This is a genomic window from Rhizobium sp. R635 (assembly GCF_002211285.1).
In the GTDB taxonomy this organism is placed as follows: domain Bacteria; phylum Pseudomonadota; class Alphaproteobacteria; order Rhizobiales; family Rhizobiaceae; genus Rhizobium.
The window spans coordinates 34,792-56,821 of sequence record NZ_LOKX01000007.1 but is presented as its reverse complement, the minus strand read 5'-3'; the positions used below and the strand labels follow the sequence as shown (position 1 = coordinate 56,821).

Here is a 22,030-nt window from a genome sequence, read left to right as displayed (position 1 = left end):
AAAAGGAAAACCTGCATGATCCAGCGTTACCAGAAAGGTTCCCGCATGAGCCAGGCCGTCAGCTATGGCGGGCTCGTCTATATCGCCGGCCAGGTCGCGGAAGATCGCAAGGCCGGCATCGAGGACCAGACCCGCGACGTGCTCGGCAAGATCGACGCGCTTTTGAAAGAAGCCGGCACGGACCGCTCGCGTCTCATCGCCGTCAACGTCTTTTTGCCGGCGATCGTCGATTTCGAGGCGATGAACGGCGTCTATGACAGCTGGATCGACATTGAAAATCCTCCCGCCCGCGCCTGCACCGAAGCCCGTCTCGCCGATCCCGACCTGCGCGTCGAAATGACCGCGGTCGCTGCCCTCTGACGGTACGATAATCCCCCGCATTGGAGACATCATGCACAGCGGCCTCGTCAATCCGATCGACTTTTCACGAGATGGCCGGCAGGCCGGCCACCTCGCCATTCCCTATTCGATCGACCGTTCGCCCTATTATCAGATCCGGGTTCCGATCCTTCACTTGCAGAATGGCAAAGGGCCGTCGCTGCTGCTGATGGCGGGCAATCATGGGGACGAATATGAGGGCGAGCTCCAGCTCGCCCGGCTGATGCGGCTCATGAAGCTTGAGGACATCCGCGGTGCCGTCACCATCCTGCCGATGGCGAACCTGCCGGCAGTGATGGTGGCCAAGCGTTGCTCGCCCTTCGACGGCGGCAACCTCAATCGCGCTTTTCCCGGCGATCCCGTGGGGTCGCCGACGGCGCGTATGGCCCATTTCCTCGAACATGAGCTCTTTCCCCGGCATGAGGTCACGCTCGACCTGCATTCCGGCGGCACCTCCATGGCGCACCTGCCCTGTACGCTCATCGAACGGCAGGCCGACGCCGCCCGCTTTGAGCGATCGGTCTCGCTGATGCGCGCGCTCGGCGCCTCGCACGCCTTCATCGCCGACAACGGACCGGCGGCGCCCACATCGATGGGTGCCGCCGCTCGCTCAGGAACGATCGGTCTTTCCGGCGAGTTCGGCGGCGGTGGAACCGTGACGCCCGAGACGATGGCCTTTACGGCGGCGGCGATCGACCGGTTGCTCATTACGCTCGGCATCATCGAGCGTCCCATCCTGTCGCGTGCGCCGCTGCCGGAACCCGGGCCGTTGCAGCTCCTCTCGCTCTCCCGCCACAGCCAGGGCATCTATGCGAACCGCAGGGGCTGGTTCGAGCCTGCCGCAGCCCTCGGCGCAACCGTCTCCGCCGGCGATCTCGCCGGCTGGTATCATGACCTGGAACGGTTGGAGCAGCCGGAGGAAGAACTGCGCTTTGCCGAAGGCGGCATCGTCATCTCCCACAGGCTGCATTGCGACAGCCAGGCCGGCGACTGCCTGATCCAGGTCGCCGAACCCATCGCAGCCTAGATGATTGCGTCGACCGCCGCCTTCACCCAGTCGAGGCGCTTTGCCGGTATCAGGCCGTAGTTGTAGAAATTGACGCCGTCAGCCCCTGCATCGATGGCGGCCCCGGCGCGTGCGGCCAGGATCGCCGGTTCGCTGACCTCGGGATAGAAGACGCGTAGCCCTACCCCGAGGAATTTTTCCGGTCCGAGCGCCGCCCGGCCGGCGCGGATGACATCGCCGACCGCATCGGGCTCCATGTCGTAGCAGCAGAGAATTGCTCCGTCGCAGAGTTTGCCGGTGGCCGCGAGATCGACGCCGCCGAGCCAGCCGTCCTTCAGGTCGATGAGCACGATGCGGCTGGCCGGATCGGCGGCTGCCTTGATCTCGCCGATCAGGCTGGTCACCGGTTCGCTGTGCCAGGCGAGAAAGGCATGCAGCTCGGGATGGTCGCGGAATGCGTCGATGCCGGCTGCCGGGAAGTCCGGGAACTGCCGTTCCGGGACGGCGCGTTCGCAGAGTTCGACGATGAAGCGCGCAACCGTGCTGCGCGCACCTTCGACCGGCACGCCGGCCTTTGCGGCGCGCGCCGTGCAATGATCGCAAAAGCAGAGCGACAGCAGGAAATCGTCTTCGGCATTCAGGCCGACGCCGTCTTTTTCGTGATGGTATTCGTGCGCGAAGCCCATGAAATTAGGGCTTTCCAGCTCCACCATATCGGGCCGATAGTTCTTCGTGATGTCGCGAACGAGGGTGACGGCATAGTCTCTCGCCGCCGGGCTGGAGGGGCAGAGATTGTAACAGTTCGGATTGCCGAAGGCGTTGTGCGTCACATGTTCAGGATGCAGCATGCCGAGCCGGGTATTGTGGAGGCAGACGGTCCAGCAGGAGACTTTGAGGCCGGTCGTTTCTCGCCCTTTGACGAGCGCTTCCAGCATGTCGCCGCGCGCGGCGACATTTCCGGCCATCAGCGGCCGGATCATCTTGTCCTGCCACAGGCCTTCATCCGGCCGGAAATAGACCGTTCCGTCTTCGGGGAAATAGGCCTTCTGCTTGGGGCTTCGCGGCTGAAGGAAACGGCCGGCATGATAGGAGGTCGCCAGGCTGACCGTGTTGAGACCCGCGCGCCCGCGAAGCTCGGCGGCGAAGGCGTCGAGCCCCTGATCCTGAATGTCCCAGGGATAGGTCCACATGGAAAGATGCATGGCGTGCTCCCGCTGAATCTGTCCGCTTTATAGAACATCTGTCCATAATAGTGTCGAGCCAAATCATCGTTTCTCGATGATTAATCAATCTGCTTTCGCGGGTTGGAACCCGCCCGCCGGGAGGATCCTGCCGATCGACGACGCCGTTGCAACGCGCTGCGCGCATTTGCATATTCCCGACCGGCGCAATGGGGGATGCGTTGATTGCTGCGACCGCACTCGTTCACAATCTCACCGTGGTACGCGAAATGTGAGAGATTTCGACGGCGCCGGTGTCATTATCGTCGATCCGTGGCAGGGTCAGGCAGCGCAGACGCCTTGAATGGAATCGAGTATGAGCAAGACGAATTATCGGGACATCGCGCGTCTTGCCGGTGTGGGCACCGCGACGGTCGAGCGGGTTCTGAACGGGCGCGGAGGCGTTCGCGCCGAGCTGGTCGAGAAGGTCGTCATTGCCGCGCGCGCTTTGGAATATCCGCGCAAGCTGCCCGAGGCTCATCGCGGCCCGCTGCGCATCGAAGTGCTGATGGTTTGTTTTGAGACGACCCAAAAGACATGTTTGAGATCGTCTATTATACGCTGGTGATCGGCTCCGGCGCGGGCGCCCGCATGGGCGAAACCCCGGAGGCTTCGGTGCTCAATCCGTATAATCAGGTCTGGGACGCTCCGAACCTCATCGTCACGGACGCCAGCGCCTTCCCCGGCAGCGGCATCGCCGGCACGACGCTTACGGTCATGGCCTTGACGATCCGCGCCTGCCGGAACCTTGTCGGCCAGTACAGAGCAGGGAAGCTCTAGGCGCGCTCATCGCGTGCTGTATATGCCTGCCTGGCAGGGGAACGACGGAGGCGCGCAGCCGTTTCAGCTTTTGATGACGGGTCGTCACACAACCGTTGCACGGACATGCTCCTGTCAAAGAAGCAGAAGGAAAAAGGCCATGTCTCAAACACATCAGGACCAGCTCAGCCGGATAAAGGCCGAAATCGCCGACAGCTTCGATGAGGAGCTGGAAATGCAGATGGAGGAGGACAGGCTGGATGATCTGGTCGCCGAAGGAATGTCGGAACCGGCCGAGCAGACGCTCGAGCGAAAGATCTACTTCCGGGAGCTTTTCCGGTTACAGCACGAACTGGTGCGGCTGCAGGATTGGGTTCAGCATAAGAAGCTGAAGGTTGTGGTCCTGTTCGAAGGCCGGGATTCGGCCGGCAAAGGCGGGGCGATCAAGCGCGTGACCCAGAGGCTCAATCCACGCGTCTGCCGCACGGTCGCACTGCCCGCACCGACCGAGCGGGAACGCCATCAATGGTATTTCCAGCGTTACGTCCCGCATCTTCCCACTGCCGGCGAAATCGTGCTCTTCGACCGCAGCTGGTACAATCGCGCCGGCGTCGAGCGCGTCATGGGCTTCTGCACCCCCGACGAACTCGAAGAGTTCTTCCGCTCGGTGCCGGAATTCGAACGGATGCTCGTCCGCTCTGGAATCGTGCTGATCAAATACTGGTTTTCGATCACCGACGAGGAGCAGGAATTCCGTTTCAAGATGCGTATCCACGATCCGTTGAAGCAATGGAAGCTTTCACCGATGGACATGGAAAGCCGTGTCCATTGGGAGGAATATACCAAGGCCAAGGAAGAAATGCTGGCGCGCACGCACACCAAGGAAGCGCCTTGGTGGGTGGTGCAGGCGGTGGACAAGAAAAGGGCGCGGCTGAACTGCATCGCTCATCTTCTCGAGCAGATTCCTTACGGGGATGTCCCGAAGCCCGAAATCGAGTTGCCGGACCGCATCCGTCACGCCGACTACACCAGGGCGCCGGTGCCCCCTGAGATGTGCGTACCGGAGCGTTATTGAAGCAATAGCCGCAACGGGCTTTCATAGCTGAAGACCACGTTCTCGCATGGCGCCGCAACGCCACGCGAGAATGTGGCGTTGCGGTCGGTCGCGCGCGGCTTCCCCTGCTCTCAGGCAGCGATGTCAGCCATATGATTCAGCTCCTCGACAGCCTCATGCGGCAGCGTGAGTCCGGCTGCGGCGAGGTTCTCCCTGAGATGGCCGACGGACGAGGTGCCGGGGATCAGCAGGATATTCGGCGCGCGACGCAGCAGCCAGGCGAGCGCCACCTGCATGGGCGTGGCGCCGAGGCGTGCGGCAACATCCGACAGCGTGGACGATTGCAGCGGGGTGAATCCGCCGAGTGGAAAGAACGGCACGTAAGCGGTGCCCTCCTGCGCGAGTTCATCGATCAGGGCATCGTCGGCCCGGTGCGCAAGATTATATTGGTTCTGCACGCAGACGATCTCGGTAATCCCGCGGCCTTGGGCGATCTGCTTCGCGGTAGCGTTGCTCAAGCCCACGTGACGGACGAGACCCTGCCGCTGGAGATCGGCAAGCACCGTCAACGGCCCTTCGATCGACCCTTCCGCAGGCTTATGCAGGTCGAAGGCGATCCTGAGGTTGACGACGTCAAGCACATCGAGGCCGAGATTGCGGAGGTTGTCATACACGGTCTGCGTCAGCTCCTGTGATGAAAAGGCTGGAATCCATGATCCATCCGCGCCGCGCCGTGCGCCGATCTTGGTGACGATGACGAGATCGTCGCGATAGGGGTGAAGCGCTTCACGGATGAGCTGATTGGTGACGTGCGGGCCGTAGAAGTCGCTGGTATCGATGTGGTTGACCCCTGATGCCACGGCTTCGCGCAGCACAGCCAGGGCCGCATCATGATCGCGGGGCGGACCGAATACGCCAGGGCCTGCGAGCTGCATGGCGCCGTAACCGAGGCGCCTGACGCGGCTGTTGCCGATGGGGAACGTTCCGGACTGATCGATAATGGACATGATCTAACTCCTTCTTGAGATGAGATGAAGTTAAGCGTTGTTCAGTCGTATGAAAATCAGGCATAATCCGTACAGGCTGTGCGGGAATACGAACAATGAAAGTTGATCTTGGAGATCTGAATGCCTTCGTTGCAGTGGCGCAGGCCGGCGGTTTTCGCGAAGGTGCCCGCGTCAGCGGCGGCAGCGCCTCCTTTCTCAGCGAAGCGGTGCGCCGCCTGGAAGCTCAGCTCGGCGTCAGGCTGCTCAACCGCACGACGCGCAGCGTCGTTCCGACCGAAGCGGGCAAGGGTTTGCTGGAACGGCTCGGCCCCGCCTTGACGGAGGTGGAGGCGGCCCTCGACGTCGTCAATGGTTTTCGCGACAAGCCGGCCGGTTCGCTGCGTCTGAACGTGCCGGTCAGCGCGGCGCGGCTGGTGCTGCCTTCCATCATTCCACAATTCCTCGCGACCTACCCGGATATCCGGCTGGAGGTCGTGACCGAGGAGAGTTTCGTCGACGTGCTTGCGGCCGGGTGCGATGCCGGCATCCGTTATGACGAGCGGCTAGAGCAGGATATGATCGCAGTGCCGATCGGGCCGCGCGTCCAGCGTTTCGCCACCGCCGCGTCGCCTGATTATCTCGACCGCCACGGCCGGCCGCAGCACCCGAGCGAGTTGCTCGGCCATGCCTGTCTGCTGGGCCGCTTTGCCAGCGGCGCGCTAACGACGCCGTGGGAGTATGAGCGCGACGGCGAGGTCATGCGGGTCGAACCCTCGGGGCCATTGATCGTCAGGGTCGGCGGGGCGACCGATCTTTCCGTCGACGCGGCAATATCGGGCATCGGGATCATCTGCGTCTTCGAGGACTGGCTGCTTCCGCATATCGACCGCGGGGCTCTCGAGCCGATCCTCGAACCATGGTGGCAGCGCTTTTCCGGCCCGTTCCTCTACTATCCCGGACGGCGCCTGGTGCCCGCCCCGCTTCGGGCGTTCATCGACTTCGTCAAGGCGTCGAACCACCAGCCGGCGACCGAGCCTCAATGAACGCTCGGGATTTCCACGGCCATCGCGAAATCCTCGGCCACCAGTTCGCTGACGGCGATGAGGATCTCTTCCCGGGAAAACCCTGATTTCAGGGCCTGCTGGATCAGGTCCTGCAGATCCGGTTCCACGACGTCGCGGCAATCCTCGAGGCGCTCTTCCGAGACGGTGAGGCTGTTCAATTCGTCCATTATCTATCCTTTCCGGTAATCGTCGAAGCCTGGAGAAAGACCGCTAGCTAGAGCAATTCCGTTTTTCTTCGAATCGCGGAATTGCTCTATCTCTTTGTTTTCACGCAATTCCCGGCAAAAGCGCTTTGCGCTTTGCCTGAGAAAACCGCTGCACACTTTTTTCTGGAATTGCTCTAGCGAGCGGCCGTCCGCTTGCGCCCGGCAAGCAGGCCTTCGCGCTGCATCTTCTTGCGTGCCGCCTTGCGCTGCCGGCTGATTGCCTGCGCTTTTTCCCTGACGCGGCGTTCGGACGGTTTCTCATAGGCGCGCCGTTCCTTCATTTCGCGGAAGAGACCTTCGCGCTGCATTTTCTTCTTCAAGGCTCTCAGCGCTTGGTCGACGTTGTTGTCTCTGACGAGTACCTGCATTTCGAGTTCTCCTTGTTTGGATGGGTGTCCCGACTGCCGTTGGCCGAGCTGCCCTCATCGCCCTCACGCGGATTGACGACCGCAATTGCGGCCGCGGTATGTAGATGGTTCAAAAAGAGATCCTTTGCCTCAAGCAGCCGGGATCATCATTAATTGCTGGGAACATCCATACGCACCTGGGACGGCGCGCATCGCTTTGGACGTTCACTGAGGGGCCGGCACTCGGTTTGACCGGTCTGATCGGGTCGGTTCTAAGGTAGGTGCCGGTGCCGGCGATTGCAATGGTGTGCAGACGGCCTGGAAGCGGCACCATGAATGCGATGCTGCAACATAGTCGCGCAGAGGTTCCTTCAAGTTTACCGCGTATAAACTACTCGAAATTTCTTCAAATTTGACTGAACTCAGGAACGTATTGGTCGTTAAAAAGGCGACAGCACACGTTTGAGGCGAATGTTAACCTTGCGTTAAATACCCCATTGACTTGTAGTATTAATAAGTTGTTAAAGGAGCCGCTCGCTAAGGTCAAAATGACCCGCCGATAATTATTCTAAGGAGAGAGCGATGGCTTCGCCGATACACGCAACTGATGATAGCGCAACATTTCAAGAAACTGACGTAATTTCCGGAAATCTCCTTTCCAACGATTCTTCCGACAACGGCCACCTGTTCCTGCGCGCCTTCGACGGCGCTGCCGTTGGCGCCAAGGGCGGCAACAGCCAGGTTACCGAGATCCAGGGCGACTACGGCACCTTCTTCGTCAAGCCGGACGGCAGCTATACCTACGTCCTGAGCGACGCTGCCAAGATCGGCTTCGCCAACGGTGAATCTTACCAGGAAAGGGTTTCCTACAAGATTTCCGACGGCAGCGGCCATACCGATGTCGGCCTGTTCACCCTGAACATCCAGGGCGTCACCCAGGTCAAGCCGATCGCTGTCGACGATGTCTACAGCTTCACCGAAGGCAGCCCCATCGGCGGCAACGTTCTCGACAACGATATTGCCGGCGACAACGGCAAGATGTTCCTGCGTCAGTTCCTGAGCACGCAGGTAGACGCCCACAATGACGCGGTTACCGACGTTCTCGGCACCTACGGCACGTTCCACGTCAAGTCGGACGGCACCTTCACCTACGATCTGACGGCCGATCTGGACGCAGGCGTGACCTACACGGAAGTTCTCCGTTACTACAAGATCTCCGATGGCGAAGGCCACACGGACACTGCCAAGGTGACGCTCAACATCCTCGGCACGGACGCTCATCCCGATGGCGTCGGCGTTTGATCCGCAGCAATAGATCAGTGAGACAAGACGCCCGCCGCGCAATCGGCGGGCGTTTTCGTATATCCGCCGCGCTTGGCGCGAGACCCGGCGGATATAACTCTTTTTAGCTAGTTCTTATAAAAGGCGGGCGGGCGTAGTCTCGATGTTCGGAGGACACGCCCTTGACCGAACACATCGAACCCAAGCAAATCGAAACGGACGATCTGACGAAAGTCTGGTCCGTAACCGAATTCTGCGCTCGTCATCGGATAGATGCCGAGGAACAAGCGCTGTTGCTCAAACTCTTCGGGCCGTTCGCGACGGCCTGCGAGTTGCTCCACAATGCCAGGCGCGCGCCACGATTCCGATGAGACATCCTCGCTCGTCGACTGGCGAAATGTCACGCTTCCTTCGTTGATCTCGACCTTCTCATCCCCCGGAACCGGCAGAAGAATCACCAGATAGGGTGACCGTCGCTGTCGTGCTTCCGAGGGCTGCGGTGAATTCCAATCCGCCGTCACACCCGCCGCGGGCTGGGGGCCTTCCATGGTTTCCCGGATCGGGCCATTTCCTGAATTGCTCCTCACTCTCTGCACAAAATCTGCAATCCGGCGCGGCATCTTCTCGCCATGAGCAAAAACGACATCCCGCCCCGCCTGACATCGCCCGCCTTGCCGGATTGCCTCCGCAAGGACGGATGGTGGCTGACCGAGGGGACCCCTGCCGAGGGGAGGTTGGGACATACGCTCATCGTGATCGAACATCGGCATCTGCGAGAGGAGCACCAATGGACACAGCCGACATCTTGACACCACCGATGCCCATCAGGCGTGGCAGCGGCGGGGTCGCCGCACTGCTTGCGCTGGTGGCGCTTGCCGATTTTCTGATCTTTGGCTACGCGCCCGGGATAAACCTTTTCCTCTTTGCCGTTGCCGTCTCAGTCGGCATTCTGCTCTCGGCCCGGAAGCCGCCATCGCCTGCGAAGGCCGCTCTGCTGGTGGGCTTTCTGGTCCTGGCTTCGGCGCCCCTGCTGGAGGCGCCGTCACTCTCGGGCCTTGCCTTTTGCGTCGGCGGATTAATGTCGGTCGCTCTCGGCAGCGCCAGGCTCATGCCTCGCCGGCTAACCGCCCTGCCCCTGGTGTATTGCCGTTTCGCCCTCGTCCTTCCGTTCCGGCTTGCCGGGGATGTCAGGAAATATCTTGCGGCACCGGGTAAACGCCTATCTCTAACCGGCGTCCGGCAAAGCATAAGCCTCTGGATCATGCCGCTGGTTCTCGCCGCGGTCTTCGTGTCTCTCTTCGCGGCTGCGAACCCGCTTATCGAGATCGCGCTGCGGAGCATCGATTTCGGCGTTCTGCTGCAGTTCCTCGATTTTTGGCGGATCGGCTTCTGGATGATCATCGCCATCGTGGTCTGGGCGATGCTGCGTCCGCGCCTGAAGCGTCGCGCGGCGCGGTCGCAGGCCAGCAGGGCCTTCATGATCGTGCCTGCCAGGAATGCGCCGCTCGGCCACGCCTCGCTGCTGCGGTCGCTCGTCCTGTTCAACGCGGTCTTTGCCGTGCAGACGCTGCTTGATCTCGTCTATCTCTGGGGTGGCGCGGATTTGCCCGATCACATGAGCCATGCCGAATATGCTCATCGCGGCGCCTATCCCCTGATTGCGACCGCGCTTCTTGCCGCCGGTTTCGTCCTCGTAGCCATGCGGCGCGGCGGCCCCGGCGATCATAGCCCACTCATCCGCGGCCTCGTCCACGCCTGGATCGGCCAGAACGTCCTTCTCTGCCTGTCGTCGATGCTGCGGCTCGGGCTTTACGTCGAAGCCTATTCGCTGACCGAACTGCGCGTTGCCGCCGGTCTCTGGATGGGTCTCGTCGCCATCGGCCTCGTCCTGATCCTGCTGCGCATTCTGCTCAACCGATCCAACCAGTGGCTGATCGCGGCCAACCTTGCCTCCCTCGTCACGGTTCTCTACATCAGCGCCTTCATCGATTTTCCGGCATTGATCGCCCGCTTCAATATTATCCATAGCCAGGAAATCAGCCGGGAAGGCCCGCCGCTCGACCTTGTCTATCTCTCTTCGCTCGGCCCCTCCGTCATTCCGGCGCTCGATCTCTATCTCAGCATGCTGCCGGAGCACCTGATCGACCAGAGGAACGAAGCGGTGACAGTTCGGTACTACCTCGCCAGGAATTTTGGGATGCGCCGGAGTGACTGGCGGAACTGGACCTTTCGGGCGGCGCGGCTGGAGAGCTACCTTCTGGCCCCTGCAGCCATTGCAAGATAGGGCGAGAACGATAACAACAGGCACGACAACCAGTACAGGACCGGTGATGGCGCCCCGCATTCTCGTCGTCGATGACGAACCTCATATCCGCGACGTGATCTGCTTTGCCCTTGAACGCGCCGACTTGGCATCAATGGCGGCCCGGAACGGCACGGAGGCGATGGCGGCCTTCCGACGCGGCAACATCGATCTGATCATTCTCGATATCGGCATGCCGGGTATGGATGGTCTGGAAGTCTGCCGCCAGATCCGCAAGATATCGGGGCTGCCGATCCTGTTTCTTTCGGCGCGCGACGATGAAATCGACAGGATATTGGGCCTGGAAATCGGCGGGGACGACTATGTGACGAAGCCTTTCAGCCCGCGTGAACTCGTGGCGCGGGTGAAGGCGATCCTGAAGCGCAGCGGCAATGAAGCGGGGCCCGACAGACGCCACGCCACTTTCGTTGCAGGTGAACTCAGCTTGGATCGCGCCGGCAGGACGGTCACGTTCGGCGAGAGCGCCGTTGCGATGACGGCGCTTGAATTCGCGATCCTGGACGCCTTGTTGTTACGCCCCGGCATGGTCTTCAGCCGCGGACAATTGATGGAAGCGGCTTACGGCGCGGGCACTTACGTCGCTGACCGGACGATCGACAGCCATATTCGCAACATCAGGGCCAAATTGGCTGCCGCCGGCGGCTCCGGGGTCATCGCAACCGTTCACGGCATCGGCTTCAAGCTCGGCGGCGAAAGCGGGAGGAAGGCCTGATGCCTGTGCCGAAAGTCAGGGCGAAATGGCGGCCGCCGCTGGCGCTGATCGTCTACGCGGTGCTTCTCACCGTGATGACGCTGCCTGTTCTGATCGTCATCTGGTTTCGCGCCACAGAGGCGAGCGCGAACCGGATGGAGCCGGTGGAGATCGTCGCCCTCGTCGTCGTTCTCGTGCTGACGCTCGCTGTCGCCTATGTGCTGACGCGCACCATCACCGGCCCCATCGACGCCCTGATCGCACGGACGGATGAGATTGCCCGCGGCGGCAAGGCAGCGATCCGCCCGCTTGAAAGCTATGGAACGCGGGAGATCGCCGTGTTGTCGCAGAGCTTCCTCGATCTTGCGGGAAAACTGGTCGACCGCACCGAATATGTCCGCTCTTTTGCCGCCCATGTCTCCCATGAATTGAAATCGCCGCTGACGGCCATTCGGGGCGCGGCGGAGCTTCTGCGCGACGATGATGCCGAGAGGCCGATGACGAAGGCGCAACGCCTGCACTTTCTGGACAACATCGTCGCTGACGCCGTCCGGCTCGACGCGTTGCTGCAGCGGTTAAGGGAGCTTGCTCAAGCGGAAACGCCAATGACCGAGGGCGCAAGCAGCGTTGCAAGCATCATGGCCCTGCTACGCCAGCGATTTCCGGCTCTTGATATCTCAGGGACAGGCGATACGGAGACATCGATTGCGCTTCCCGAGGAGGCCGCCCTCATCATTTTCGCCAACCTTGCCCACAACGCCCTCCAGCACGGCGCCACGCTGCTTGAATTGAAAGTGTCAGCCGAGGCCCGGACAGCGCTCATTCTCGTCCGTGACGATGGCAGCGGTATTTCGGAGGCGAACCGCGACCGCATCTTTCAGCCGTTCTTCTCGACCCGCCGCGAAGAGGGCGGCACCGGCATGGGCCTCGGCATCGTCCACGCCATGCTGAGCTCCCACGGCGGCACGATCCACCTTCGGCAGGCGACCGGCGGCGCCGAATTCGAGATTGCGATACCCCTGCTATCCCAGCGCGGTTGAGAAGGCCACGCCGTCAGCTTTTGAGATAGCTGACGACGGCATCGGCGATCATTCCGCGATGGCGTTCGATGGTTTCGTCATCCGAGAGATTGCGCCGGAAGATCGTGCCGAACGTATAGCGGTTCGAAACGCGGAAGAAGCAGAAGGCGCTGATCATCATATGGATGTCGATCGGGTCGGCCTTGCGCCGGAAGACACCCTGGTCGAAGCCGCGCTCCAATATGCCGGCAATGGTTTCGATGACGGAGACGTTGAGATCGCGGATCGCTTCGGAGCGAAGCATATGCGCGGCATGATGGATGTTCTCGATGCTGACGAGGCGGACGAAATCGGGATTGGCCTCATCGTGATCGAAGGTCGTCGAAATCAGCGTCCGCAACGCTTGTTCCGGCTCGAGGTTGGAGAGATGCAGATCGGATTCCAGCGAGCGGATCTTGCGGTAGGACTGTTCGAGGACGGCAAGGTAGAGCCCCTCCTTGCTGCCGAAATAATAATAGATCATCCGCTTTGAGGTGCGCGTCTTCTCGGCGATCGAGTCGACGCGGGCGCCGGCGAGCCCATGGGTCGAGAATTCCTCGGTCGCGACGAGCAGAATGTCTTCCCTCGTCTGCTGTGGATCGTTCTTCCGGCCGTTTTCGCCCCGTTCCGCCATGAGCCTGATTACCGCGCTTTCTAATCTCTTGTTTTATATCTCGAATTCCGGTCTTCGGCTGCATTGGAAACAAGTGCTTCTGTTTCCGTATCCGCCAGTCTTATTCACGTTGACTGGATGTTTCAATAGATGCCGCTTGACATACGAACTAGTTAGTACATTTTGGAGAGGCGAACAGTGGAGGAATTGATCGCGACGGCAATATCTTGGTCATGACGTGCATTTCGCAGGTCTGACGACGGTCGGCCGGCAGGAGCAAGGCCACGCTTGGGAGGAGCGAATGACCCGTATCATCGATTTCTATTTCTTCGCGCTGAAGGTGACGATCGCGCTGCTGCTGGCAGGCATGGTCGTGCTGGTTTTCGGCAACGTCGTGCTTCGTTACGCCTTCAACCAGGGCATTACCTCTTCGGAGGAACTGTCGCGCATCTTCTTCGTATGGCTGACCTTCCTCGGCGCCGTCGTCGCGATGCGCGAGCACGCCCATCTCGGCGTGGATTCCCTGATCACGCGCCTGCCGAAACCTGTCGCCAAGTTCGCCGTGCTGCTCGGTTACGGCATGATGCTCGCCGCCACATGGCTGATGATCAGCGGCAGCTGGACCCAGACGCTGATCAATCTTCACGTTTCGGCGCCGGCGACCGGTATCTCGATGGGCGTCTTTTACGGCGCCGGGCTCGCCTTCGGTGTGCCGGCCTTTTTCATCCTTCTCTGGGACGCTTTTGCCATTGCGACCGACCGTATCGACGTCACGACCGCCGAGCTCGTGCGCGACAGCGAGGAACAGGCGGCACTCGAAGATCCCGCGCAGACGGCGTTCCCCGTTCTGAAGCCGAAGCACTGAGGAGCGCGTCATGACCGTCACCATCTTCCTCGGCGCGCTTCTCGGTCCCATGGCGCTCGGCGTTCCGATCGCCTTTGCCCTCATCATCACTGGCGTGGCGCTGATGATGTATCTCGGCATGTTCGATGCGCAGATCGTCGCGCAGAATGTGCTGAATGGCGCTGACAGCTTTCCGCTGATGGCCGTGCCCTTCTTCCTTCTCGCCGGCGAAGTGATGAACACAGGCGGCCTTTCGCGCCGCATCGTCAATCTCGCCATGGCCATGGTCGGCCATATCAGGGGCGGCCTCGGCTTCGTCGCCATTTTCGCAGCCTGCGTGCTGTCGAGCCTTTCCGGGTCGGCCGTCGCCGATGCGGCGGCGCTCGGCGCCCTGCTCCTCCCGATGATGCTGAAATCGGGCCATGACCCTGCCCGCGCCGGCGGCCTGCTCGCTTCGGCCTCGATCATCGGCCCGATCATCCCGCCCTCGATCGGCTTCATCCTCTATGGCGTCATCGGCGGTGTCTCGATCACCAAGCTGTTCCTGGCCGGCATTTTTCCCGGTCTCATGATCGGTGCGGCCCTTTGCATCACCTGGCTGATCGTGGCGCGCAAGGAGCAGTTCGCCCTTCCGCCGAAGCAAAGCGGTGCGGTGCGGATGAAGGCGTTCGTCGAAAGCATCTGGGCGCTGATGCTGCCCGTCATCATCATCGTCGGCCTGAAATTCGGCGTGTTCACGCCGACCGAAGCCGGCGTCGTCGCGGCGGTCTATTCGCTCTTCGTATCGATGGTCGTCTATCGGGAACTGCCGCCGTCACGGCTGTTCGAGGTCTTCGTCGCGGCCGCGAAAATCACCTCGGTGGTGATGTTCCTGGTGGCCTGCGCCGCCGTCTCGGCCTGGCTGATCACCGTCGCCGACGTGCCCGGCGAACTCGCGGCGCTCGTCGAACCGCTGATGGACAATCAGACAATGCTGCTGCTTGCCATCATGCTGCTGATCGTCATCGTCGGCACCGCCATGGACATGACGCCGACGATCCTGGTCATGACGCCGGTGCTGATGCCGATCATCAAGCAGGCGGGGATCGATCCGGTCTATTTCGGCGTGCTGTTCATCATCAACAATTCGATCGGGCTGATAACGCCGCCGGTCGGAACGGTGCTCAACGTCATCTGCGGCGTTTCCAAGCTTTCGATGGAAGAGCTGATGAAGGGCGTCATCCCCTTCATGATCGCCGAACTGATCGTTCTCTTCTTGCTCGTCCTTTTCCCCGCGCTGGTGACCGCTCCGGTCGCCTGGTTCGGGCACTGACTTCGCCGGTGACGGCGATGGAATTTCAACGCGGCCGGAGGGAGATGCCGGCTCTATCCTGGGAGGAAAACATGCTGAATAGATTGACGAAACTGGCGCTGGGACTCGCCCTGCCCATTGCCTTGCTGGCAAGCGGCCCTGCCATGGCCGAAATCCGCGAACACAGCCTCAAATTCGCCGCCGCCAACAATAAGGGCCATCCCCAGGTCATGGGCATGGAGAAGTTTGCCGAGCTGATGAAGGAAAAGAGCGGCGGCAAGATCGAGGTCAAGCTGTTTCCGGGCGGCGTGCTCGGCGGCGACGTTCAGACGGTGTCGGCGCTGCAGGGCGGCGTGATCGAGATGACGGTGCTCAACGCCGGTATTCTCGCCAGCAATGTCAAGCAGTTCGGCGCTGTCGACCTGCCCTTCCTCTTCAACAGCGGCGAAGAGGCCGACAAGGTGATGGACGGCGCGTTCGGCACCGACCTGATGAAGCTCCTGCCCGACACCGGCCTCGTCGGTCTCGGCTATTGGGAGCTCGGCTTCCGCAATCTCACCAACAACCGTCGTCCCGTCACCAAGCTCGAGGATATCAAGGGCCTGAAGATCCGCACGATCCAATCGCCGATCCCGATCGAGCTGTTCAACAGCCTCGGCGCCAATGCGGTGCCGCTGCCCTATACGGAACTCTATACCGCGCTTGAAACCGGCACCGTCGACGGTCAGGAAAACCCGGCCGCCAACATCATCAACGCCAAGTTCTTCGAAGTGCAGAAGTACATGACGATCACCCGTCACCAGTACAATCCGCAGATCGTGCTCATCAGCAAGAAGTTCTGGGACGGCCTGAACGACGAGGAAAAGGCGGTCTTCCAGTCCGCCGCGACGGAAGCTCGCGACTATCAGCGCAAGGTTTCCAGGGAGAAGGACGCCAACGCGATCGCGGAAATCAAGAAGACCGGCATGGAAGTCGCCGAACTCAGCCCGGAAGAAACGCAGAAGCTGCGCGACGCCGTCAAGCCGCTGATCGACAAGTTCACCGCCCAGATCGGCGCGGAGACCGTCACGCAGCTCTTCAAGGAGCTCGACACGGTTCGCGGCAAGTAAGCGGATCGGGGCCCGCAGCGATCCCGCGGGCCTTTTCCATCACGAGCAAATGGGACCTGGCGCATGGCCGAGACACTGCTGAAACCGCTGAAGGCCGGGCTGATCGGCTCCGGCATCCAGGCTTCGCTGACGCCTGCCATGCATATGGAGGAAGGTGCGGCGCAGGGGCTGGACTACGATTATGAGCTGATCGATCTCGTCAAGCTGAACGCCTCGCCGGCCGATCTTCCGCGGCTGGTCGCGGATGCCGAAGCGCGTGGCCTTGCCGGCCTCAACATCACCCACCCCTGCAAGCAGCTCGTCATAGCCCTGCTCGACGAATTGTCGCCGGAAGCGCGGGCGCTCGGCGCCGTCAACACCGTCGTCCTGAAGGACAACAGGCGCTTCGGGCATAATACAGACTGGTGGGGCTTCGCCGAGAGCTTCCGGCGCGGGCTGCCGCAAGCCGATCTTTCCTCGGCCGTGCAGCTTGGAGCAGGCGGAGCGGGTGTCGCAACCGCCTATGCGATCCTGACGCTCGGCCTGAAGAGGCTGACGGTCTTTGATCGCGAGCATGGGCGCGCCGCCGATCTGGCGGAAACGATGTCCGCGCTCTTTCCCGATGCGTCGATCGCCGCCGGCAGCGACCTTGCCGCCGCGATGAACGATGCATCCGGACTCATCCACGCGACGCCGACCGGCATGGCCAAATATCCTGGCACGCCGCTTCCGCCCGAACTTCTGGAAAGGCGGCATTGGGTCGCCGAGATCGTCTACTTCCCCTTGGAGACCGAGCTGTTGCGGCAGGCGAGGCAGCGCGGCTGCCGGACGCTCGATGGCGGCGGCATGGCGGTCTTTCAGGCCGTCGGCGCCTTTCGCCTGATTACCGGAAGGGAACCCGATGCCGGTCGCATGCTTACGCATTTCAAGACCATGACGACTTAACGCTCTCGCAAGGACCACTCCCGATGAAGACATCGATTGCGACTGTTTCGCTGAGCGGCGACCTCCGCGACAAGCTGGGGGCGATCGCCAGGGCCGGCTTCGACGGGGTGGAGATCTTCGAGAATGATTTCCTGATTTTCGACGAAAGCCCGAAGGAGGTCGGCCGCATGGTGCGCGATCTCGGCATGGAGATCACGCTCTTTCAGCCGTTCCGCGATTTTGAAGGCATGCCGGAGCCGTTGCGCAGCCGCACCTTCGACCGGGCGGAGCGCAAATTCGACCTCATGCAGGAGATGGGCACCGATCTCGTGCTGGTCTGCTCGAACGTCTCGCCGGCATCACTCGGCGGCCTCGATCGGGCGGCGGCGGATTTTCGTGAGCTCGGCGAGCGCGCTGGCAAACGCGGCCTGCGCGTCGGCTATGAGGCGCTCGCCTGGGGCCGCCACATCCACGACCATCGCGACGCCTGGGAGATCGTCCGCCGGGCCGATCATCCCAATATCGGCCTGATCCTCGACAGCTTTCATACCCTGTCACGCAAGATCGACGTCAATTCGATCCGGTCGATCCCGAAGGAAAAGATCTTCATCATCCAGCTTGCCGATGCGCCGCTGATCGACATGGACCTGCTCTATTGGAGCCGGCACTTCCGCAACATGCCGGGTGAAGGCGACCTGCCGGTGCTCGACTTCATGAAGGCTGTGGCGGCAACCGGCTATGACGGCTATCTCTCGCTGGAGATCTTCAACGACCAGTTCCGCGGCGGTTCGCCGAACGCGATCGCCGTCGACGGCCGCCGCTCGCTGATCTATCTCGGGGACCAGGTGAAGCGGCCGCAGCCGGAAAGCGCGCTGCCCGTGCCCGCTATGCCGCCGCGCGCTGCCGTCGAGGGCATCGCCTTCATCGAGTTCACCGCCGATGAAGACGAAGCGCCGGAGCTCGAGGCGCTGTTTGCAAGCCTCGATTTCCGCAAGGCGGCCAGGCACAAGACCAAGCGCGTCACGGTCTTCCGCCAGGGCGCCATCAATCTCGTCATCAATACCGAGCAGAAAGGCTTTGCCAGCGCCTCCTACGCCGTCCACGGCACTTCCGCCTACGCCGCCGGCTTGATGGTCGACGATGCCAAGGCGGCCTTGCAGCGCGCGCTCGCACTTGGCGCCGAACGGTTCGAACAATCGCTGGATACAGGCGAGATCGAAATGCCGGCGGTGCGCGGCGTCGGTGGCGGCGTCCTCTATTTCCTCGACCGCAAGACCGAGCTCGGCCGCATCTGGGAGATCGAATTCGATGCGATCGAGGATGATGCCGCTCCGCAGCCGGCGGGGCTGCAATCGATCGATCATATGGCGCAGACGATGAAATATGAGGAGCTGCTGACCTGGCTCTTGTTCTACACCTCGCTGGTCGAGGCTGAGAAGACGCCGATGGTCGATATCGTCGATCCCTCCGGCATCGTCCGCAGCCAGGTGGTGGAAAACAGGGAAGGGTCTTTGCGCATCACCATGAACGGCGCGGAAAACCGCAACACGCTGGCCGGCCGTTTCATCGCAGAAACCTTCGGCTCCGGCATCCAGCACCTCGCCTTCAGGACCGACGACATCTTTGCGACCGCTGCCGCCCTTGCCGCAAACGGTTTCGTATCGCTTACGATTTCGCCGAATTATTATGACGATCTCGAAGCCCGCTTCGGCCTCGACGCCGACTTCGCCGATCGCCTCAAGGCCAACAACATCCTCTACGACCGGGATGATTACGGCGAATATTTCCAGCTTTACAGCCCGACCTATGGCGAGGGCCTGTTCTTCGAGATCGTCGAGCGTCGCGGTTATCGTGGCTATGGCGCCGCGAACGCCATTTTCAGGATCGCAGCGCTGAGGAAACATCTGAGGCCCGCTGGCCTGCCTCGCGCCTGAGCGGCCATCAGGCCGAAGCCCGCAGCATCAGTTCGGCATTGAGAAGAATGCGGCCCGCCGGTGCGGCGGGCCCCTCCCCCTCGCCGAGCCGGTCGAGCAGCAGTTCGATCGCCAGCCGGCCGATCTCGTTATAGTTCTGCGCGACCGTCGTGATCGGAGGGCAGGCGTAGCGGGACAGAGGATGGTCGTCGTGTCCGGCGACACGCAGGTCATGGTTGGCGCCGTGGCCGACCTTGACGCCCAGCTGGTAAGCGGCGGCGATGACGCCGAAGGCGACACGGTCGTTGGCGCAGAGCACGGTGCGCGTCGGGAAGCCCTGGTCCGACGTCAGGATGCGGGTCGCCTCCTCGAAGCCGAAACGCTCGAAATCCCAGCTCTTGCTGTCGGCAAGCTCGACAATGCTGGGCGCCATGCGGAATTGCTCCATCGCCTCCAGGTATGCCGTCTGGCGTGTCAGCGCGTTGGTGTTGACATGCGGCATGCCGAAGTAGCACGGCGGCTCGCCCGAGCGGCAGAGATAGTCGACGATCAGGCTGAAACTCTGGCGATTGTTGGTGCCGACGAAAGAGGACGTCTCATCGAGCGGCGAGTCCACATAGATGAGGGGTACGCTGCGGCCGAGTTCGTCGAGCGTCGCATGGTGGGATTCGACGCCGAGCGGCGCGATGATCGCGCCGGCGACATTCATCGATTTCAGCGTCTTGATCGCCCGGTCTTCCATCTCGGCCTTGCCGTCCGACGACAGCACGAAGGCGAGAAAGCCTGTCTCGTTGGCGATCATCTCGATGCGGCGGGTGAGCGCCATATAGAAGGGATCGGTGGAATTGGGAATGATGACGCCGAGAATATTGCTGCGCCGCCTGTTGAGATTGACGGCGAACATATTGGGGCGGAACCCCGATTTCTTCAGGGCCTGCTCGATCGTCTCCCGGGTCTTCTGGCGCACGGACATCGGATCGCTGAAATATTTCGAGACGGTGGGACGCGACAGGCCGACGAACTCCGAAAAGTCCTCCATGGTTTTGATCGTCTTTCCCACCACCTGATCTCCTGACATGGCGTTTCTGACGGCTTTCTAGATGACTCATCGCCGAACGAAAAGCGGTCCTGTCGAGCGGCCGTGACGACGGCGATAGTTCAAGATTAATCGAGGGAGAACTGTACCTTCATCGTTGCCGGATCGGCGGACTTTCTGGTGATGAAAGGCAGCACCTCACCGAGCGGCAGGCGGTGGGAAACCAGCGCAGCCATTGCGCCCTCGTCCCGTTTGAGGATGGCAAGGGCCTCGGGAATGTTGCGGTTCAGCGAATGGGACCCGGCAAAACGGATCTGACGGCGGAAGATCTCGAAGGGGGCGATGGAAATGCGCTGGTCGGGCGCGCAAACGCCGAAGACGAGAACCGTGCCGCCATCGGCGGTGAAGTCGATCATGCCTTCGACGACGCGGGGGATGCCGGTCGCGTCGGCGACGAAATCGAAGGCACGGCGGCGGCCCGCGAGCGCCTGGGAACCCGAAACTGCTATCTCCAGCCCCAACTTTTCGGCAAAGGCGAGACGCCCCTCGTTGATGTCGGCGACCGTCACCGACGAGACGCCCTCGGCCTTGAGGGAAAGGGCGAGCAGCAGCCCGATCGGTCCAGCGCCGAAGACCAGAGCCGTTTCCGTTCCTGTCGGCCCCGCCCGCAGGCCGGCGCTGTTAAGGCCGTTCAAGACGCAAGCGAGCGGCTCGGCGAGTGCGGCGAGATTGAAGTCGAGATCGCCGATCTCATGGAGATGATCGGTCCTGACCAGGCTGTATTCGGCGAAACCGCCGTTCTCCGTCACGCCATAGGCCTTCAGGTCACGGCAGAGATTGGTCAGTCCCTTGCGGCAGGCGCGGCATTCTCCGCAGGCAAGGTTGGGATCGACGACGACGCGGGCGCCGACGGCAAGGCCGGAGACATCGCCCGCGACGGCCTCGATCACGCCGGCATATTCATGGCAGGGAACCAGCGGGAAACGGCCCTCGCCGTAACGGCCGTGCAGGACGTCGATATCGGTGTGGCAAAGGCCGGCGGCGCGCACGCGCACCAGTGCATGGCCGGGCCTCAGTTCCGGCAGCGGCAGCGCCTTGGTGATCGCGACGCTCTTTTCGGTATAGCAGATGGCTTCCATTCCTATGGCTCCCTGGCTTTGGTGGCTGGGTCGAGCGATCAGCTCATCCAGTTGCCGCCGTCGACATTGTAGGTCTGGGCAAGGATGTAATCGCTGTCGGCGGATGCCAGGAAGACGGCTAGGCCCTTGATGTCGTCAGGTGTCGCGAAACGGCCGATCGGAACGGATTTGGCGACCGCGGCCTTCTTCTCGCCGGGCTTCAAGCCTTCCCACTTGGCGAAATGGGCATCGACGATATCCCAATGCTCGCCGTCGACGACGCCGGGTGCGATGGCATTGACGTTGATGCCGTATTTCACCAGCGCAAGTGCGGCGGACTGCGTCGCCGAGATGATCGCCGCCTTCGAAGCGCAATAGAGAAGCACGAGCGCCTCGCCGCGGCGGCCGGCCTGGCTCGCCATGTTGATGATCTTGCCGCCCCTGCCCCGCTCGATCATGACGTTCGAGACGGCCTTCATCATGAAGAGCGGGCCCTTCAGGTTGATCGAGAAGACCTTGTCGTAGCTTGCTTCGGTGATTTCGTTGACGGGCGCCATGTCGAAGATCGCGGCGTTGTTCACCAGGATGTCGATGCCGCCATGCGTCTCGTCGATCTGCTTGACGACGGCGTCGATGGCCGAAAGATCGGTCACGTCGAGCTTCATCGCCGTGGCGGCGGGCCCGATCGCTTCGGCCGCCTTGGCAGCCCGCGCGATATCGATGTCGGCGATGACGACCCTTGCACCTTCCTTGACGTAGGCTTCCGCGAAGCCCAGCCCGATCCCGCGCGCGCCGCCGGTGATCAGCGCAACCTTGTCCTTCAGTCTCAT

22 protein-coding genes and 3 pseudogenes are annotated in these 22,030 nt (G+C 61.8%); 17 read left to right on the top strand and 8 right to left on the bottom strand.

The genetic code is table 11. The features are described from left to right. Window positions 1–15 precede the first annotated feature (15 nt). Together ATY78_RS07835 and ATY78_RS07830 are read left to right on the top strand one after the other, a co-directional pair. The gene (locus tag ATY78_RS07835; protein WP_088681779.1) at window positions 16–360 is read left to right on the top strand and encodes a RidA family protein; all 345 of its coding nucleotides are present in this window, start codon (window positions 16–18) and stop codon (window positions 358–360) included. Window positions 361–391: 31 nt separating this feature from the next. Next, window positions 392–1,405: a succinylglutamate desuccinylase/aspartoacylase family protein gene (locus tag ATY78_RS07830; protein WP_088681778.1), complete on the top strand. Its 1,014-nt coding sequence runs from the start codon at window positions 392–394 to the stop codon at window positions 1,403–1,405. Here the strand turns inward: ATY78_RS07830 and ATY78_RS07825 are convergent. Continuing rightward, complete coding sequence (locus ATY78_RS07825; RefSeq protein ID WP_088681777.1) at window positions 1,402–2,586, bottom strand: hypothetical protein; 1,185 nt, start codon at window positions 2,584–2,586, stop codon at window positions 1,402–1,404. The two genes, ATY78_RS07830 and ATY78_RS07825, sit on opposite strands and share 4 nt — an antisense overlap. Before the next feature lie 115 nt (window positions 2,587–2,701). Here ATY78_RS07825 and ATY78_RS28810 point away from each other — a divergent pair. The 4 genes and pseudogenes from ATY78_RS28810 to ppk2 all read left to right on the top strand — a co-directional run. Next, a pseudogene (locus ATY78_RS28810) lies at window positions 2,702–2,908 on the top strand (PIN domain-containing protein); the annotation flags it as partial. A 12-nt stretch (window positions 2,909–2,920) separates the two neighbouring features. Next, window positions 2,921–3,133: pseudogene (locus ATY78_RS07815) on the top strand (helix-turn-helix domain-containing protein); the annotation flags it as partial. A gap of 53 nt (window positions 3,134–3,186) precedes the next feature. Beyond that, window positions 3,187–3,384: pseudogene (locus ATY78_RS07810) on the top strand (GMC oxidoreductase); the annotation flags it as partial. Between the two features lie 139 nt (window positions 3,385–3,523). Then, complete coding sequence (ppk2, locus tag ATY78_RS07805; RefSeq protein WP_088681776.1) at window positions 3,524–4,438, top strand: polyphosphate kinase 2; 915 nt, start codon at window positions 3,524–3,526, stop codon at window positions 4,436–4,438. A gap of 110 nt (window positions 4,439–4,548) precedes the next feature. On the opposite strand, the gene ATY78_RS07800 is transcribed toward ppk2, so the two are convergent. Then, window positions 4,549–5,424: an aldo/keto reductase family oxidoreductase gene (locus ATY78_RS07800; RefSeq protein WP_088681775.1), complete on the bottom strand. Its 876-nt coding sequence runs from the start codon at window positions 5,422–5,424 to the stop codon at window positions 4,549–4,551. Window positions 5,425–5,519: 95 nt separating this feature from the next. Here ATY78_RS07800 and ATY78_RS07795 point away from each other — a divergent pair, with 95 nt between their 5' ends. Further along, on the top strand, window positions 5,520–6,446 hold the full coding sequence (locus ATY78_RS07795; RefSeq protein WP_088681774.1) for a LysR family transcriptional regulator: 927 nt from the start codon (window positions 5,520–5,522) through the stop codon (window positions 6,444–6,446). On the opposite strand, the gene ATY78_RS07790 is transcribed toward ATY78_RS07795, so the two are convergent. After that, entirely contained in the window at window positions 6,440–6,634 is a 195-nt protein-coding gene (locus ATY78_RS07790; protein ID WP_088681773.1) for a hypothetical protein, read from the bottom strand. The genes ATY78_RS07795 and ATY78_RS07790 overlap by 7 nt on opposite strands. Window positions 6,635–6,807: 173 nt before the next feature. Continuing rightward, entirely contained in the window at window positions 6,808–7,041 is a 234-nt protein-coding gene (gene rpsU / locus ATY78_RS07785) for a 30S ribosomal protein S21 (RefSeq protein ID WP_088681772.1), read from the bottom strand. Between the two features lie 561 nt (window positions 7,042–7,602). Between rpsU and ATY78_RS07780 the strand changes: the two genes are divergently transcribed. From ATY78_RS07780 to ATY78_RS07755, 5 genes are all read left to right on the top strand, one after another. Further along, window positions 7,603–8,322, top strand: coding sequence for an Ig-like domain-containing protein (locus tag ATY78_RS07780; protein WP_088681771.1), 720 nt, complete (start codon window positions 7,603–7,605; stop codon window positions 8,320–8,322). Between the two features lie 161 nt (window positions 8,323–8,483). Then, window positions 8,484–8,672, top strand: coding sequence for a hypothetical protein (locus ATY78_RS07775; RefSeq protein WP_088681770.1), 189 nt, complete (start codon window positions 8,484–8,486; stop codon window positions 8,670–8,672). Window positions 8,673–9,088: 416 nt separating this feature from the next. Next, window positions 9,089–10,585, top strand: a complete 1,497-nt coding sequence (locus ATY78_RS07765; protein WP_088681768.1) for a DUF4173 domain-containing protein — start codon at window positions 9,089–9,091, stop codon at window positions 10,583–10,585. Between the two features lie 46 nt (window positions 10,586–10,631). After that, window positions 10,632–11,336 (top strand): response regulator, encoded by a 705-nt coding sequence (locus ATY78_RS07760; RefSeq protein WP_088681767.1) that lies wholly within the window; start codon window positions 10,632–10,634, stop codon window positions 11,334–11,336. After that, on the top strand, window positions 11,336–12,355 hold the full coding sequence (locus tag ATY78_RS07755) for a HAMP domain-containing sensor histidine kinase (RefSeq protein ID WP_088681766.1): 1,020 nt from the start codon (window positions 11,336–11,338) through the stop codon (window positions 12,353–12,355). Before ATY78_RS07760 ends, ATY78_RS07755 begins: the two co-directional genes overlap by 1 nt. Window positions 12,356–12,368: 13 nt before the next feature. Here ATY78_RS07755 and ATY78_RS07750 read toward each other — a convergent pair whose 3' ends face one another. Next, window positions 12,369–13,007 carry a TetR/AcrR family transcriptional regulator gene (locus ATY78_RS07750; protein ID WP_088681765.1) on the bottom strand — a complete coding sequence of 213 codons (639 nt, stop codon included), beginning with the start codon at window positions 13,005–13,007 and terminating at the stop codon, window positions 12,369–12,371. Window positions 13,008–13,287: 280 nt separating this feature from the next. Here ATY78_RS07750 and ATY78_RS07745 point away from each other — a divergent pair, with 280 nt between their 5' ends. From ATY78_RS07745 to ATY78_RS07725, 5 genes are all read left to right on the top strand, one after another. Further along, on the top strand, window positions 13,288–13,851 hold the full coding sequence (locus ATY78_RS07745; protein WP_088681764.1) for a TRAP transporter small permease: 564 nt from the start codon (window positions 13,288–13,290) through the stop codon (window positions 13,849–13,851). Window positions 13,852–13,861: 10 nt separating this feature from the next. Further along, the gene (locus ATY78_RS07740) at window positions 13,862–15,142 is read left to right on the top strand and encodes a TRAP transporter large permease subunit (protein WP_088681763.1); all 1,281 of its coding nucleotides are present in this window, start codon (window positions 13,862–13,864) and stop codon (window positions 15,140–15,142) included. A gap of 71 nt (window positions 15,143–15,213) precedes the next feature. Then, window positions 15,214–16,230 carry a TRAP transporter substrate-binding protein gene (locus ATY78_RS07735; RefSeq protein WP_088681762.1) on the top strand — a complete coding sequence of 339 codons (1,017 nt, stop codon included), beginning with the start codon at window positions 15,214–15,216 and terminating at the stop codon, window positions 16,228–16,230. Between the two features lie 63 nt (window positions 16,231–16,293). Next, a complete protein-coding gene (locus ATY78_RS07730; RefSeq protein ID WP_088681761.1) occupies window positions 16,294–17,154 on the top strand; it encodes a shikimate dehydrogenase in 861 nt (286 codons plus the stop codon). Window positions 17,155–17,177: 23 nt separating this feature from the next. Then, window positions 17,178–19,067: a sugar phosphate isomerase/epimerase and 4-hydroxyphenylpyruvate domain-containing protein gene (locus ATY78_RS07725; RefSeq protein ID WP_088681760.1), complete on the top strand. Its 1,890-nt coding sequence runs from the start codon at window positions 17,178–17,180 to the stop codon at window positions 19,065–19,067. 7 nt (window positions 19,068–19,074) lie between these two features. On the opposite strand, the gene ATY78_RS07720 is transcribed toward ATY78_RS07725, so the two are convergent. The 3 genes from ATY78_RS07720 to ATY78_RS07710 form a co-directional block, all read right to left on the bottom strand. Further along, a complete protein-coding gene (locus ATY78_RS07720; protein ID WP_190237420.1) occupies window positions 19,075–20,085 on the bottom strand; it encodes a LacI family DNA-binding transcriptional regulator in 1,011 nt (336 codons plus the stop codon). A 125-nt stretch (window positions 20,086–20,210) separates the two neighbouring features. Next, the gene (locus ATY78_RS07715; RefSeq protein WP_088681758.1) at window positions 20,211–21,221 is read right to left on the bottom strand and encodes a zinc-dependent alcohol dehydrogenase family protein; all 1,011 of its coding nucleotides are present in this window, start codon (window positions 21,219–21,221) and stop codon (window positions 20,211–20,213) included. A gap of 38 nt (window positions 21,222–21,259) precedes the next feature. After that, window positions 21,260–22,030 (bottom strand): L-iditol 2-dehydrogenase, encoded by a 771-nt coding sequence (locus ATY78_RS07710; protein WP_088681757.1) that lies wholly within the window; start codon window positions 22,028–22,030, stop codon window positions 21,260–21,262.